General features: G+C 39.0%; 13 protein-coding genes. 8 read left to right on the top strand and 5 right to left on the bottom strand.

Annotation, left to right across the window (positions count from 1 at the left end):
- The first annotated feature begins 347 nt into the window (after positions 1–347).
- The gene (locus EHQ31_RS00445) at positions 348–626 is read left to right on the top strand and encodes a type II toxin-antitoxin system Phd/YefM family antitoxin (protein WP_135570799.1); all 279 of its coding nucleotides are present in this window, start codon (positions 348–350) and stop codon (positions 624–626) included.
- Positions 626–1,063: a type II toxin-antitoxin system VapC family toxin gene (locus EHQ31_RS00450; protein WP_135570801.1), complete on the top strand. Its 438-nt coding sequence runs from the start codon at positions 626–628 to the stop codon at positions 1,061–1,063. Before EHQ31_RS00445 ends, EHQ31_RS00450 begins: the two co-directional genes overlap by 1 nt.
- Before the next feature lie 135 nt (positions 1,064–1,198).
- On the opposite strand, the gene EHQ31_RS00455 is transcribed toward EHQ31_RS00450, so the two are convergent.
- From EHQ31_RS00455 to EHQ31_RS00465, 3 genes are all read right to left on the bottom strand, one after another.
- The gene (locus tag EHQ31_RS00455) at positions 1,199–1,858 is read right to left on the bottom strand and encodes an arylesterase (protein ID WP_135570803.1); all 660 of its coding nucleotides are present in this window, start codon (positions 1,856–1,858) and stop codon (positions 1,199–1,201) included.
- Positions 1,859–1,910: 52 nt separating this feature from the next.
- Positions 1,911–3,023, bottom strand: a complete 1,113-nt coding sequence (locus tag EHQ31_RS00460; protein ID WP_409996915.1) for a hypothetical protein — start codon at positions 3,021–3,023, stop codon at positions 1,911–1,913.
- A gap of 100 nt (positions 3,024–3,123) precedes the next feature.
- A complete protein-coding gene (locus EHQ31_RS00465) occupies positions 3,124–3,831 on the bottom strand; it encodes an OmpA family protein (RefSeq protein ID WP_135570805.1) in 708 nt (235 codons plus the stop codon).
- 299 nt (positions 3,832–4,130) lie between these two features.
- On the opposite strand from EHQ31_RS00465, the gene EHQ31_RS00470 reads away from it, so the two are divergent.
- Positions 4,131–6,917, top strand: a complete 2,787-nt coding sequence (locus tag EHQ31_RS00470; RefSeq protein WP_135570807.1) for a DUF1554 domain-containing protein — start codon at positions 4,131–4,133, stop codon at positions 6,915–6,917.
- Positions 6,918–6,930: 13 nt separating this feature from the next.
- Here EHQ31_RS00470 and EHQ31_RS00475 read toward each other — a convergent pair whose 3' ends face one another.
- Positions 6,931–8,100 (bottom strand): DUF3095 domain-containing protein, encoded by a 1,170-nt coding sequence (locus EHQ31_RS00475; protein WP_135570809.1) that lies wholly within the window; start codon positions 8,098–8,100, stop codon positions 6,931–6,933.
- A gap of 89 nt (positions 8,101–8,189) precedes the next feature.
- Here EHQ31_RS00475 and EHQ31_RS00480 point away from each other — a divergent pair, with 89 nt between their 5' ends.
- A complete protein-coding gene (locus EHQ31_RS00480; RefSeq protein ID WP_135570812.1) occupies positions 8,190–9,956 on the top strand; it encodes a glycoside hydrolase family 3 protein in 1,767 nt (588 codons plus the stop codon).
- Between the two features lie 11 nt (positions 9,957–9,967).
- Here EHQ31_RS00480 and EHQ31_RS00485 read toward each other — a convergent pair whose 3' ends face one another.
- The gene (locus tag EHQ31_RS00485; RefSeq protein ID WP_135570814.1) at positions 9,968–11,113 is read right to left on the bottom strand and encodes a hypothetical protein; all 1,146 of its coding nucleotides are present in this window, start codon (positions 11,111–11,113) and stop codon (positions 9,968–9,970) included.
- Positions 11,114–11,157: 44 nt separating this feature from the next.
- On the opposite strand from EHQ31_RS00485, the gene murA reads away from it, so the two are divergent.
- The 4 genes from murA (at position 11,158) to EHQ31_RS00505 (ending at position 14,548) form a co-directional block, all read left to right on the top strand.
- The gene (gene murA, locus EHQ31_RS00490; RefSeq protein ID WP_135570816.1) at positions 11,158–12,462 is read left to right on the top strand and encodes a UDP-N-acetylglucosamine 1-carboxyvinyltransferase; all 1,305 of its coding nucleotides are present in this window, start codon (positions 11,158–11,160) and stop codon (positions 12,460–12,462) included.
- Positions 12,463–13,140: a 4Fe-4S dicluster domain-containing protein gene (locus EHQ31_RS00495; protein ID WP_135570818.1), complete on the top strand. Its 678-nt coding sequence runs from the start codon at positions 12,463–12,465 to the stop codon at positions 13,138–13,140.
- Between the two features lie 177 nt (positions 13,141–13,317).
- Entirely contained in the window at positions 13,318–13,632 is a 315-nt protein-coding gene (locus EHQ31_RS00500; protein WP_002973161.1) for an LIC10235 family protein, read from the top strand.
- A gap of 136 nt (positions 13,633–13,768) precedes the next feature.
- Positions 13,769–14,548, top strand: a complete 780-nt coding sequence (locus EHQ31_RS00505) for a hypothetical protein (RefSeq protein ID WP_135571043.1) — start codon at positions 13,769–13,771, stop codon at positions 14,546–14,548.
- The last annotated feature ends 168 nt before the right edge of the window (positions 14,549–14,716 follow it).

Below are 14,716 nucleotides of genomic sequence, written 5' to 3' on the forward strand. Positions count from 1 at the left end.
GTATTCTTCGGTATCTAGTTTAGTATTTGGCTTTCATGGCCTGTGATGAAGAAATTGCAAAATCTATTAAAGGCTTTTTCAAACCAATACTTTAGCTCAAAATTACACTTAACATAAAGTTAATTCCCTTTCTAGTATTCGCCTTGCTTTCGTAAGCTACATGCCAGTCCCTAACGTCCCGTTGGGACTCAGGGTCAAGGAACTTAGTTAAGTCTATTTCGTTATGCGTAAGTTTGCAAACTTTGACTGTGAAATAAGAAATACTCTATTTGACACTTTTTTCGTCTTGCAATTGAATAAAGTAACCATTATCATAAAATTGTAACTACAATTCCGGAGCAAAAATAATGATCTATGTAGGAGTGAGAGATTTAAAGGCAAAACTCAGCGAGTATCTCGATAAAGCAAGGCATGGAGACGAAGTAATAGTTACTGAACATGGCAAGCCTATTGCTAGACTAATCAAAGAACCAAGTAAACAAAAAACTACAATTGAAAAAATGTATCTTTTAGCTGAGAAAGGTATAATACAACTCCCCAGTAAAGAAAAAAAAAGTAAATCGGCTGCGCCACTTACAATAAAGTCAAAAATATCAGCATCAGAAATCTTACTTAATGACCGCTAATGTTTTATTATTTAGATTCCAGCGTTCTGGTAAAAAAATACTTTGATGAATATGCTTCAGATACTGTTTTAAATATTTGGAAGGAAAATAGATATCTAGCCATTTCACAAGTTGGATACTCGGAAATACTAGCGACTATAAATAAAAAACAAAAAATTGAAAAGTTCTCTGACAAGGTAAAAGAAAATATCATAAAGCAATTCAAATCTGATTGGGATCAACTTGTCAAAATTAACGTTGATCATACTATAAATTCGGAATTAGAAAGAATTCATTCAAAATACCTACTACGTGGTTTCGATGCTATTCATCTCGTTTCTGCAATTATCCTATTTAATGAATTAGAAGAAAAAACTTTCTTCCTTAGCGCAGACGATAATTTAGCTACTGCCGCAAAAAAAGATGGCTTAAATATTGGAAATTACGCTTGGAAATAAACACGAAACTTCGTATAACAGCAGATACCCGCTTCGGCAATGGCCTCGATTTAGAGTTTGCAAAATTCCTCTCCATCATGCTTTCCTTGCGCTAGAGGAAATACTTATCAGCTAACGCCTATTTCATAGACCCTTCTATTTCACTATCAAAGGTTTCAGATAAGGATAAACTGTTTCTGCCACTAATTTATGGCCTGCTTCCGTAGGGTGGATTCCATCTTTTTGATTGAGTTTTCGAATGGATGCCACTTTTTCTAAGATAAAAGGCACTAATGGCACATCCTCTTCTTTAGAAAGTTCTGGGTATATAGAATTAAAGGCACTCGCATATTTTTTCCCCATATTGGGTGTAGCATACATCCCAACTAACAGTATCTTGGTGTTTGGGTATTGGGATTTAATTTGCCGAATCATAGAACGAAGGTTTTCTTTGGTTACACTTGGACTTATTCCTCTAAGCATATCATTGGCACCTAATTCTAAAACAAAGATAGATGGTTTTTCCGCAAGAACCCATTCCAATCTACCGAGTCCGCCGCTCGTTGTATCGCCAGAAACACCAGCATTGGTCATTTGATAGGAATATCCCTCTGATTGTATTCTTTTGGTTAGGACATGGGGCCATGCGTCCTCGAAATCCATAAGCCCATAACCTGCTGTCAAAGAATCACCAAAAAAAATGATCCGTTTGGTTTCATTTGCTTCCTTTTTCAAAGAGGCATCTGCGTTTGTTTGGTCAGAAGAATTTCCGCAAGTGAGTAAAAGAAAAAAGCTAATAAAAATTACATAAGGCATCACTGATTAGATTGTTCCTAACGAAAGAAAAATCAAAGGAAAAAATAAGAATTCAGTAAATTTTGTCTGCGTCGTAAAAAAAGGAGACTCCAGGCATAATGTAAAATTCTGTAACCGTATGTTTGACTGAGGCAGACATTTCCGAAAATCCAATGTATACACTTCTGGAGGAATAATCACTTCTTGGAACTCCACCCAGTGTATCACCCAAATAGGTTTCGTAACTACGTTTGATATCTTGGCGAATCATTCCAATGTCCAAAGTAAAACGACAATATTGAAAAGAAGATTCTATGTTTAAGATGGTTCCTTTGTCCCTTACCTTTCCACCGTAAGCCGGGATCACTCCTGTTAAGTTGGAACTTCCATCACTAAATGCTTCTTGGATGATTTGAGAACCTAACACAGAAAAGTTTCCCTTTCTGTCTAATAACTCTAACCGGGTCCTTAGTTCCCACCAATCTCTCAGTTTAAACTTAGCAAATATTCCAGGCAAAATCCCTTTCATCGAATATTCCGCGTTTGCGTCCCCGCCTATGGACCAAGTGGCTTTGTTTGGAACTGTTGCTTCTGCTCTACTTGTAGAATAGGAACCATAGGAGATATTATTTCTTTCCGTATAACGATGGAAATTGATAGAAGGACCAATCATCAAAATTTTGGAGAAGGGATGTGTGTAGGAAAAACGAAGGTGTTGGCTTACTCCTTCAAATCGTAGCAAACGGTTTCCTTCAAATACGCTGGCCCAATAAGTATCCGTTCTCGGTGAAAAAAAGTTATTAGAGGCAGGAAGGTCACGACTATAAACACCCAGAGTTGTATCTTCTGCTAATTGGATTTCAAATTTATTTTTGTATCCGTACCGAATGTCCCAATACTGAGAATTTACACCCAAATCTTTTACTGGTTTGTATGGGATAGAAAGAGGAGAGCCTGGTTCCGTGAATTGTCGAAAAAGAGAATTTTGAAACCAAGCAGGTCCTGTTTCATTAAGAATTGCAGGAGAGAGTTTTCCGATTCCCCAACCTGTGCGAAACATAAGTCGGTGTTCATACACATGGTTGAATATATCCATTCGAGTTTGGTTATCTTCTCTATCTTCTAGAGGTACCGATGTTTTTTTTTCGGTCTCCGCACCTTCCTGTTTTATTTCGGTATTAGGAATTTCTTTTTTGGTTTCTTCCGCAAAAGTTGGAAAAACAAACCCTAAAATTATAATTAAAAATAGATAATTGAATACACTAAATAAAAAACAATTACGGATCTTAGTAAACAATGCGAACCGTCCCTACATAAATTTCTGTTCTTCGGTTTTTCTTTTCGGCAAGCATTGTATCTACAATTTTATGTAAATCAGCATAACCATCGACTTCCTTAAACCTTTCCTCTGCAATTTTATGTACTAACTTTAACTCTCGTTTTACGGATTGTGATCGTTCCTTACTAAGTTTTAGGTTCATAGAAAAAGCACCCACACTATCAGTATGTCCGCCAATCCTACAATTTGTTTCTGGATAAGCATCCATAGCATCTCCCACTTTTGCGATCAGTTCTTTTGCTTTGGGAGTAAGAGTCGATTTTCCTGATGGGAAGGCAACGTCTCCATCAATTACGATTAATAGTTCTCGAAGGCGTTTTTCATCATCTTCAATTCGTTTGAGTTCGACACCTTTTCCAACAAGACTCCCTCCGGCTTCTTCAAAGGGAGTTCCTGAATGTTCAAAGTCACTTCTAAGACCTTTGTATAATTTTTCCAAATAATCAGATGTGCCCAATTCTTCTAAAGCACCTTCAGGCAAACTACCTAAGTGGTTGTTGCCTTTTTTTTCTTCTTTGATTGTGACACAACCGCAGAACTTTTGAAAGGTCGCAGACTCTGTCCATTCCGGTTTTTCCATTGAATTACAATGCAAAAGGGTAAAAACGAAACAGATCAAAAATAAAACTTTGTGTACAGATCTATATTTAAGCATAGGGCAACAGTCCTTATCTTTAGAACCAATTGATGAAATCAATTGTTTAATTATAGAAAGTAAAATTAACACCATTCAAAGGCTAAGCCTTTTCCTATAACATAAAGTTGACACATACATTAGGAGAACACACTAAAACAGCTCCTGAGAATCCACTACAAACTGCCTATTTTTTAAGGGGCAGCTAACCCATGTATCATGATATTTCTAAAATTAGATTCTATTAGGATTTTCGTTGCTCCCTTCCGATAAATCGAAACATTTGACTAAGCTAAAACGTCGGTGGCCTGAATTTATATATGAACCATTATCAAAACAATCGATTCTCTTTGATCCTCCTCTTTTCACTTTTAGTTTCTGTCCCAAATTGTAGCGGTCAAGTTTCCGCAGGAGATACTTTCCTCTTTGGACTGAGCGAACAGTTTGATAAATTATTTGGTAAGGAAACGGCGACTGCTGTTTGTTCGACAGACGTAACGATAACGACAAAAAAAATTGATCTAGTGGAAGATGGCAATGTTTCCGCGTCATTTAGTACAACAGAAGATTCTGGAATAACTCCTGCACCTACAGAAAACGATTGGGGATATAGTAGTTTCGAAACCTGCATTTATCCTAACTCTCCCTTTACTGGATCTGTTGAAATACCAGTATCAATTTCCTCAAACTATGGCGCAAGAATCACATCCACACAGTCAGTTCCTGGGCCTGCTGCCTTTCCATCAAAACTTACGTTTACAGGGAACGGATTGACGGCAAGGCAGTGTCTGCGATTTACAGTGGTTAACGATAGTGATAGAAGCGCTGTTGTGGATCCAATGACAGTAGACTTAGGAAAAATGGTTCAAAAGGATGGGGATGGAAAAGTAACATCAGGAACTTATTCCAATAAAGATGCCTGCGATATTTCTGTATCACTAGAAGATGATGAGGCTCCAGGTGTAAGGGTTTCCAATATTCGCGTTATGGAAGAACCTGGCCCGTCGGCGACCACTACTTATGGAACTTTTAAAGTAAAACTTAGAACCGCTCCCTCAGCCAATGTAACCATTCCCATCAATGATGTTTTTGATGCAGTGAATGTTGGGAATCGAGAAGGAACTACGAATCCCAAAACATTAACTTTTACACCTGGAACTTGTCCAGGAACTGGAAATTGGTGTGCAGACCAAACGGTCAGGGTTGATTCTGTCGACGATTTAGAGTTAGATGGTTTAAAATCGTATACGATCGAACTTGGAAAAACAACGAGCACCGATTCCGAGTATAGCGGAATCAAACCTAGAAATGTAGTCGTTTACAATCTTGACCAAAGTGTTCCAGGGTTTAGTGTCCTAAAGTTTAGCGGTGGTTCCACTATCAATTCTGCAAGTACAAGCGTTCCAGCAATAACAGGTTTTGCAACAGATGAAAATAATCAATTCGGAGATAAATATTCCAACTTTCAAATTCGACTCCGATCCAAACCAACAAACAATGTTACATTAAATTTTACATCCGATTGCGGAAATAAATGTACAATCCAAACTCCTTCATTGGTGTTTACACCAAGTGATTGGAATACTTATCAAACTTTTCGTGCTATCGGAAAAACAGATTCGGCAAATTCGGGTAACCAAAATTATACGGTCTCATTTACTGTCAGTTCCTCCGACACAACCTATAGCACGACAGTTTATAAACCCAGTGTTACCATTCGATCTTGTGACAATGATGGAACACATCTCATCCAACCTTGTAATTATTCAGGTTCTCCTTTAGGAACTATGGGCAATCAACTTAGTGCTGCGGAAGGAGGATCGACTCAAATTTGGCTCATCACCCAATCCTCTCCCGGCAGTGCTGTCTCTGTTGGTCTAACGTCCAGTGACACATCAGAAGGAACAGTACCTGCAAGTGTTTCGATCGATGCTAGTAATTATAATACTATGGAAACAGGAGCCACAAACAGAATTGGTTTGGCCCATGTGGATGATGCTGTCGTTGACCTCACACAAAATTGGACAATCACAACGGCAACTTCCTCGGGAGGTTTGACATATGATCCCATTGATATTTACGCAGCTACTACCGACGATGAAAAAGCATTTTATGTTACTCATACAGGTTCACCAAAAGAAGGAACAGGCAATGTAGCCACTGTACATGTTTGTTTGGGTGGAAATAATCCATCCCAAGAAGTGGTTTTAAACATTAGCTGTAAGACCTATTCCTCTACAGAAGCTGCCTATAACGAGTGTGATTTGATCAATCCTACTCAAATCACCTTCCCCGTGAATAGCGAAGTAGAAGGAGCGAAAGCTTCTGATGCTGATTGTGCTACCTCCGCCAAAAGACAATCTTTTACAGTCAGTGGCAAGGATGATTTATTTTCCGATGGGGACCAAACCTTTGATATTCGATTAGTGATGGCTGCAAATACTGATACAAATTATCAAAATGCAACTAGCCCATCTGACCATTCTATTACGAATGAAGACAATGAACCTGCAGGTAAAAAAATATTTACAACTGCCAACTCCTATAAAGGAGAAATGGGAACAGATGGAGTTTTTGGTGCTGATCTAACATGCAATAACAATAAACCGACAGGCGTTTCAGGAACCTACAAAGCTTTAATCATTAGTAATAGTGTTGGTGATTCGTCGATTGCCAACCACCGCGTGCCTAACGGAATCAACTGGGTTCTCTCACCTAACTATCATTATTATCGCTGTACAGGTTCTGGATACAATGTTTGTAGCGATGAATATACAAACCTTTTTGTTGCAGATGGGTCTGCCTTATTCAATCCAACTTCCATGTTTCGTGATTTTTCAACCACTGCATCGGATGAATTTTGGACTGGGATGAAAAGTGACCTAACGCCAGCAACCCAAGCGGCATTAAATCCTGATTCAACGGCTTGTAATGATGCGTCTCTTGTTTATCGACAAAACTGTCATGGCTTTAATTACGAAACGTGCACAACGAATGCCGCTACCTACTTCTACGGCGAGGTATGGGTACGCAATGGCAATGGCTCCGTTTCCAATGCTTCAAGACGCTGTGATTTGCTTAAAAAACTAATTTGCGTGGAACAATAGAAGGATCTTTCCCCTACAGTAACTTTAACTTTTCTTTTAAAACTTTGGCGGCCATCGCAAAGCCGCCGTCAGCTCCGTCCACAAAATGGACTTCTTCGGAAGAGTTTACCTTCAATACGCAGGTCATCAGCGACCGATTGGAAACAAAAATTCCATACCGAATCAAACCTTCCAATTCCAATTGATTTAAAAAACCAACAAGAGACTCCCTATTCTGTTTGGATCCATCTATCACCATTTTTAAGGTTCCATCATATTTGCGAAAGTCAGCGGAAAGAACTTGATAGTCTTTCAAATGATTTAAAGAATAATGACCGGAGCGAATGGGAATCCCAAACCGCATGGCGATTGCCATCAAAGTTCTCTCCAACCATACTTTTGTTAGCTCCAAATAGAATTTAATTCCATTTGATTTTCCAATCCGGGCAAGGGTTTCCTTTCTTAAATAAGGACCCGAATCCAATTCTATATTATCAACTCGTAAAGGATGGTAATCCCCTTCTTCTCCATACTCAGATCGAATGAAATTCAAAACACGAGTGATTGTTTTTTTACAAATATCAAAATCTGGATGAATGGGTTTTACAATGAGAGAAACGATCTCTCCCCTTTCGCTGGGGATATCTTTCCATCGACAGGTAAACCCAGTAAAATCAGCAGGGAAAATCTTTTCATTTTCTCGCACTAAATAAGACTCATCTTTTCCTTCTTTGATCCAAGTTTCAGCAAGTGATAAGGCATCACCAAAAAGGGAACATTGCACATAATGTGCTGATGCACGAAACTTACTTAAAAATAAATCGGCACCGGCGCGGTACAACTCTTGTACGGGAACGATTCCTGCACGCATCTCCAATCCAAAGGCGGAGCGCACTTGAGAAATGGTATCAGCAATTGCCGATCGAATGGGAAAAATTAAATTGACGGGGAGTAAAAATGTTACCCCATCGCCACCAAATACAAAGGGAAAATCCATATGTCCGTAAACATTGGCGACCGCTATCGCCGTAAGTCCACCGGCCGTATTTACATCTTTATAACGACCTTCCTCAATGGCTTTTGTTGATCCAACAATATCTGTAATTAATACAAACCAATCATCCGGAACTTTTGTGGGCTGTTCACCATAAAATAAATTTTGGAATTCAGGACTTGGTTTTAGGTTTTTATAAAAATCATCCACAGAAACTCAGACGAAGGATTCTTATACAAAGTGGATATTTTTCTTGGTTGTCTCGAAAAAGCCGTCAGTAAATCGTACTATCAAACCTTATGAACCAAGTTTTACTTCGCACATCTTTTTCCCTGTTTCTTCTTTTTGGATTTTTCGGCTCTTCCTATTGTTTTGGTTTTTACTTAAATGAACTCGCCGCCAACGAAAGAAAGGTTTGGTTAGAGGATAAAGCTTGGGCCATCACAAATGCTATGTCAGACGCAGAACTGGTTGGCCAAACCATTCACATTGCCATTCCTCAAAAAACAGTCGATGCAATTGCCATCGAAGAAATCAAAGAAACAAAACCAGGTGGGATCATTCTATTTGGAAAAAACTTAGGTAAAAAAGAAGAAATCCTCTCTCTAACAAACAATCTACAAGCAGAAGCAAAAGCCAATGGACTTCCTCCCTTTCTTATCTCCACAGACCAAGAAGGCGGACGTGTGTTTAGAGTCCAAGACGGGATCACACCGTACCCAGGAGCAATGGCAGTAGGCCAAACAGGAAATACCGAATGGGGAGAAACCGTTGGTTTTGTAACTTCCTATGAACTTCGTAATTTAGGTCTCAACTTTTTATTTGCCCCTGTTTTAGATATCAATAACAATCCATTAAATCCTGTGATCAACACACGTTCGTTTGGTTCTGATTCCAAACGAGTTTCAGATGTAGCTGTAGCTTATGAACGAGGAGCTCGTGTTGGTGGATGTTTGCCTGTTATCAAACATTTCCCTGGACATGGAGACACAACGGTAGATAGCCATTTAGGCCTTCCCATCATAAACAAAAGTCTGGAAGAACTAGAACAATTGGAACTGGTTCCTTTCAAAAAATCCATTGCTGGTGGAGCCGAGGCAGTGATGTCCGCACATATTGTTTATCCAAAAATTGATCCACAGTTTCCTGCAACTCTTTCCAAAACCATATTAACCGATGTTTTACGAAAGAATTTAAATTTTGATGGGATCATCATCACTGATGCTATGGAAATGCATGCTATTTCAAAAAATTACGAAAAGGATAGGCCAGGAGTTTTAACTATACTTGCCGGTGCCAATATTGTTCTTTTGACCAGTTGGGGAGAAACTGCTCGCAAATTCAAAGCGCAACTTAGCGAAGCTTATAAAAATGGAGAATTTCGTTATGTGGACAAAGACGGAAAAGAACATGATAAACTAAAAGAAGCGGTACAAAAACAAATCCGTAAAAAACTAGAACTCGGCATTTACGATACAAACTCCATCTTACCAACAATATATGATGAAAACCTAAAACAAAAAGAATTTTTAGCCAATTGGAACGAAGAAAGAAAACAAAGGTATATTAAATTAAACCAATCCAAAAACTTTGTGAAAGAAATCAACGAAGACTCCATTCGTTCTTATCCAAAATCGTTCCCAACTTCTGGAATTTCAAAAACTGAAACAATTTCCTTTGTAAAGAATGGCCGCCTAAAAGAAACTCTTCAAACTAAAAAAATCGATTCATTTCCATTCAAAAACTTCCAGAACCAAATCAAAAATAAAACTATCACAACGTTTGTATTTGATTCCACTTCAGAAAATGAAGTTCTTTCCGTGGTTAACTTAGCAAAAAAGTACCCAAATAAAAAGTTTGTGATTTTGCATGGAGGAACTCCGTTTATCAAACTTCCGGAACTTCCAAACTTAAACTATTTATTATCTTTTTCTTTGACCCAAGGATCTTGGGAGGCATTGGGAGAAAAACTCACCTCGGGGAAAGAAATCCCGGTTGTGGATTTAATTTTATTACCCAAAGGATCCAAGACTCCATCCAGAGGAGCCTTTCCTGAGAGATTATAAAAGAAGTTAACTTATGATAAAACTTCTCTGATACCACCACGTTTGCGGATTTCTTCATACAAAGTTTTCCGCACGGTTTCATCTGCATCCACATAACGTAATAGATACAAATCTGACTTTTGTTTTGTGGGCATCATCTTGGCTCTGATATGAAACATAGGTCCATTCTCAAAACTAAAACTGACTTCCCAAAGATCTTGTTGTTTCCAAATTTCGGAAGAAGTACCCGGCGGGAAAGAAAACAAAATTCCACGATCAGACAATCGATCCGAAAAAGTAACAAAAGGCCTTGGAGTTTCCTTGATATCAAAACGTTTTTCGTTATTTTCCTTTTGGTCTTTGGCGATTCGTTTTAATACTTCTAACTGTTTATCAATATTTTCTTCTGTGAGTAATAGTTTGTTTTTGTCCAACTCGAGAACTTGTTTTTTTTCATCAGGCGGTGGCCAAGGAGAAACGGTTAAGGATACCTTGTCCGTGATCATCAAATGTGATTCTCCTTTCCTTTCAATTTTCCCATTAAAATGGAAAATCACCCCACTCTCATTAGTTCGAATTACTTTCCCTTCTAACAAATAACCGCCGCTACTGGGTCGAAATACATATAATTTTGCTTCTTTTCCTGGAACGAGTAAATCCTTGGAAAGACCTTTTACCGATAAAAGAAGTTCGTCGGTGGTTTTTTGCATCACATAGGTGAGTTCTTCACGCCCATCTGCCTCGAGTGCCGCTACCTCGCCTATTGTTAGTTCGTTTAAGGAAAGAATTTCTTTTTTAAATTCCACACCGGATCGGAATAGTTTATCAAAAAGGTCCACTTCCTTTTCCGTAGTGTTGGCATTCGATTTTAAAAAGTAACGATAAAGTGCATTTTTTAGTTTGTTTCTGTTTTCAGGTAAAAGATAAATTTCACTTTCCTCTTCACTGAGGTGATCATAAAACGCATGAAGGATATTGAGTTCTACTTGGTTACATTTTCTAGCTACAGCATACCGTTGAAACTCAACCCAATGATTGACAACACTGGTTTGTTTGTTTTGCAGATAATTCATAACTTTCACGTAAATAAAGGCAGCAATTCCCATAAGAAAGATGTAAAAGAGGTAGATCGTATCAAATTTGGGAAAAATCCAAACGACTTGTGCTATAAAATTCATAATTTACTTTTCCTCATATCCGTATTGTGTCGAATGGAAGCAAGGTGAGCTCTTCCTACTTTAAAATTATCGGCAAAAATCCTCTCCACGGGACAGTTGTTCCCCAAGGAAATAAAAATGAGGCACTTCCACTTCTCGGAGCCCTCCTACTTTGGGAAGGAGACGTCATCCTTGAAAACCTTCCAGAAATTGCAGACGTTCTAAAACTTATGGAAGTGCTCCGCCAAATTGGAGTAGAAATCACTTCCACAGGTCCAAAAGGATCTTATCTCTTTCAGAAAAAAAATCCAGTGAAATCGGACCTTCCCTACGAACTTTGTTCTCAACTCCGAGGAGCAGTCACTTTAGCTGGACCTATCCTTGCTCGGACTGGTAGGGTTTTTCTTCCTAAACCAGGGGGAGATAAAATTGGCCGACGTCGTATGGACACACATTTATTGGCTCTTGAAGCTCTTGGTGCCAAAATCGAAGTATTTCCCGATGGTTATATGATCACAGCTGACCGATTGGTCGGAAAAGATATTTTACTTGATGAGGCATCTGTCACTGCCACCGAAAATGCGGTGATGGCTGCTGTTTATGCTGAGGGCCTAACAACGATTCGTAATGCTGCATCCGAACCCCATGTACAAGGACTTTGTCGTTTTTTAATCGCTGCCGGTGCCAAAATTGAAGGAGTCGGAACAAACCACTTAACGATCACAGGCGTTAGTTCCCTAAAGTCTCCACCGGGTGGACTCAAACATAGAATTGGTTCGGATTATTTAGAAATTGGATCTTTTATCAGTTTGGCTGCCGTGACAGGCGGGGAGATTCACATTACCGATGTCAATCCAGAAGACATTCGAATGATTCGAATGGTTTATTCTCGCCTGGGAATAGAGGTAAGGCCTACAGAAAATGGAATCCTTGTTCCTTCGGACCAAAAGATGGAAATCATTCCCGACTATCATGGGGCCACACCTAAAATTGATGATGCACCTTGGCCAGGATTTCCAGCAGATATGACCTCTGTAGCTCTTGTCACAGCGACTCAATGTAAAGGAACCGTTCTCATTCACGAAAAACTTTTTGAATCAAGACTCTTCTTTGTCGACAATATCATTGCTATGGGCGCTCAAATCATCCTCTGTGACCCACACAGAGCCATTGTGATCGGAGCCAACCGTTTGTATGGACAAAGGGTCGCAAGCCCCGATATCCGTGCCGGGATGGCTATGATCATTGCCGCACTATGTGCAGAAGGTCAAAGTGAAATTCATAACATTGTTCAGATTGATAGAGGTTTTGAATCGATTGACACCCGCCTGCGGTCCTTGGGTGCTCAAATCGAAAGAGTCTCCGATTAGATGAAACGAAAAGACCTTTTCCGAGAAGGGTTTAAATCCGTATTTCAATTTACCTTTACGAAAGCGGATGAACTGACAGAAGCCATTAAAGAAGTTTGGGAGGAAGAAAAAACTCCCCAAACAAAATCAAAACCAAGGGCAAAATCACCAACTAGCAAAGAAAAGTTGCCTGCAAAACCAACAACTGTCCGGAAACGCAAAACTAAAATGTTCCAGACTTTGTCCCTACCTCCTGGCGCATCTCCCGATTTTTTTTCTCTTTGTACTGGATGTAATGAATGTATTTTTGCCTGTCCTTATGCCGTCTTATTCCCTGTTACAACAGGGGAATCTGGAAAAATATTTCCACATTTAGATCCAAATGCAAAAGCTTGTCATCTCTGCACCGACTGGCCCTGCATTAGTGTTTGTCCTGAAGAGGCCCTCCTACCGTACGAATTGTCCGGTGAAAAACCAAATTTTGGTAAGGCGAAAGCCATCACAGAACATTGTATTAACGAAAAAACAGGTGAATCCACTTGTAATGCCTGTTTTGTTACCTGTCCGATCGAAAAAACTGTCAAATTTAAAGGGAATTTACCAGTTTTTGCCTCATCATCTTGTACGGGCTGCGGACTATGTGTTGAATCTTGCCCAAGTTTTCCGAAAGCAATTCAGATTAAATTCAAAAAACAATAACGATCGCCTATCAATCGTTTTATAAAATAAAATCATCGCAAAACATCAAAAAATTGTTATTCGGTGAAAAAAATATCTTGAATTTTTAAGAGTGCAGAGAGATACCTTTGTTAGGGCAAGGGATTTTCCCTCGTCAAAAAAAAAGATAATATCTAGATTTAAAGGAAAAAGAAAGCTATGGAACCACAAAAAGTAGGCCCAGGACAAATTGACAAAATTGCAGAGGATTTGAAAAAAGATCCTGAAAAATCCATTGGAAATTACCTTTTCAAAGGATTCAGAATTCAAATCTCTAAATACAAAGCTTCTGGTGCAGAAAGAGTACAACAACTCTACAAAAGAAGAAGAGCGCAAGGTCTTTGCATCGTTTGTGGAACTAAAGTAACACGTAAAAATCCTGTAACAGGTATCCTTTACAGACTTTGTGACACTCACAGAGCTGAAATTGATCAAAAAAACAAAGAAAAAGCGAAAGCAAAAAAAGGAAAATAAACCTTTCTTTTCGTTTTTCTAACTAAGAGGGGACTTTGGTCCCCTTTTTTGTTTACAGGCAATTACTAAGTCCTATCCTTTTTTCATGAAATTCCTCCTACCGGTTTTTGCCCTTTCCCTCATTGGATGTTCTCAAATGATCTGGCGCCACGCACAATTGCCAGAGGAAGTGTCTCCGAGTAATGATCCCAATTTTAATTTAATCCTAACAGTGGAATACGAAGAAAAAGATTCATGGAATCCTATGAATGGAACCACGGACAAAAGAAATTATAAAAGCAAAATTGAATTAGTAAAAAATACTCCAACAGGAAGAAAACCTGTAAAGGAATGGACCCTACCTTCTTGGTCTTTAGGAGATGGAATCTTTTATCACACAAGTTCATCCACCTTATTTGTATTATATGGAAAAGATGATGAGTATGGAACTTTAAACCAAACTTTGTCCCTATATCCAGAAACTGGTGGTGCATTTTCTTATCCTGCCACACCCGAAAACCGAATTATCTTTCAAATGGCTCCTTCACCTAATGGAAACTTGGTGGCACTCGTCACAGCAAACCCTAAAAAAGAAGGTGAGTTTTCCGAATTCGAATTAAACATCATCCAACTTTCTGACAAAAAAATCCAAAGTTTCCCAATCAATTTTTGGACAGCTCTCCCACTCTATGGAATTCGTTGGGCCGAGGATGGAAAAAAATTGTATCTCCGAACCCCTGACCGCATTCTTTTATGGACTGGTTCCGAAATTATAGAGACCAAATCCTTTCCCGATTGTTTCACAGTCCCTACCAACTTTGGAAAATGGGCTTATGAAACGGCAAGTATTGGTGAAGGCGGGAATGTGGTTTTAGGAAAAAAACTCCCAGTTCCCCGCCAAATCTCCAATATGGACCAAATTAAACTCTGTCGTTAATGAACGAGTTTTAAACCGCAGAAAGGGCCCTCTTCTCTGATAAAGAGAACGGGGCATCGGAAACCATAACGAAGACTCCGAACCTAAACAGAGAATGGCCCAAAACTTGGGCCGTCTTTCCCAATCGACATTTCATTAGTAATCCAGGTTGACGAACCTATCCCCTTC

Source organism: Leptospira montravelensis (genome assembly GCF_004770045.1).
Taxonomy (GTDB): Bacteria; Spirochaetota; Leptospiria; order Leptospirales; family Leptospiraceae; genus Leptospira_A; species Leptospira_A montravelensis.

What these genes read in the sequence shown, in the direction of transcription:
- EHQ31_RS00445 (WP_135570799.1), top strand. Translation starts at nt 348, where the DNA reads ATGATCTATGTAGGAGTGAGAGATTTAAAGGCAAAACTCAGCGAGTAT.
- EHQ31_RS00450 (WP_135570801.1), top strand. Translation starts at nt 626, where the DNA reads ATGTTTTATTATTTAGATTCCAGCGTTCTGGTAAAAAAATACTTTGAT.
- EHQ31_RS00455 (WP_135570803.1), bottom strand. Translation starts at nt 1,858, where the DNA reads ATGCCTTATGTAATTTTTATTAGCTTTTTTCTTTTACTCACTTGCGGA.
- EHQ31_RS00465 (WP_135570805.1), bottom strand. Translation starts at nt 3,831, where the DNA reads ATGCTTAAATATAGATCTGTACACAAAGTTTTATTTTTGATCTGTTTC.
- EHQ31_RS00470 (WP_135570807.1), top strand. Translation starts at nt 4,131, where the DNA reads ATGAACCATTATCAAAACAATCGATTCTCTTTGATCCTCCTCTTTTCA.
- EHQ31_RS00480 (WP_135570812.1), top strand. Translation starts at nt 8,190, where the DNA reads ATGAACCAAGTTTTACTTCGCACATCTTTTTCCCTGTTTCTTCTTTTT.
- EHQ31_RS00485 (WP_135570814.1), bottom strand. Translation starts at nt 11,113, where the DNA reads ATGAATTTTATAGCACAAGTCGTTTGGATTTTTCCCAAATTTGATACG.
- EHQ31_RS00495 (WP_135570818.1), top strand. Translation starts at nt 12,463, where the DNA reads ATGAAACGAAAAGACCTTTTCCGAGAAGGGTTTAAATCCGTATTTCAA.
- EHQ31_RS00500 (WP_002973161.1), top strand. Translation starts at nt 13,318, where the DNA reads ATGGAACCACAAAAAGTAGGCCCAGGACAAATTGACAAAATTGCAGAG.
- EHQ31_RS00505 (WP_135571043.1), top strand. Translation starts at nt 13,769, where the DNA reads ATGATCTGGCGCCACGCACAATTGCCAGAGGAAGTGTCTCCGAGTAAT.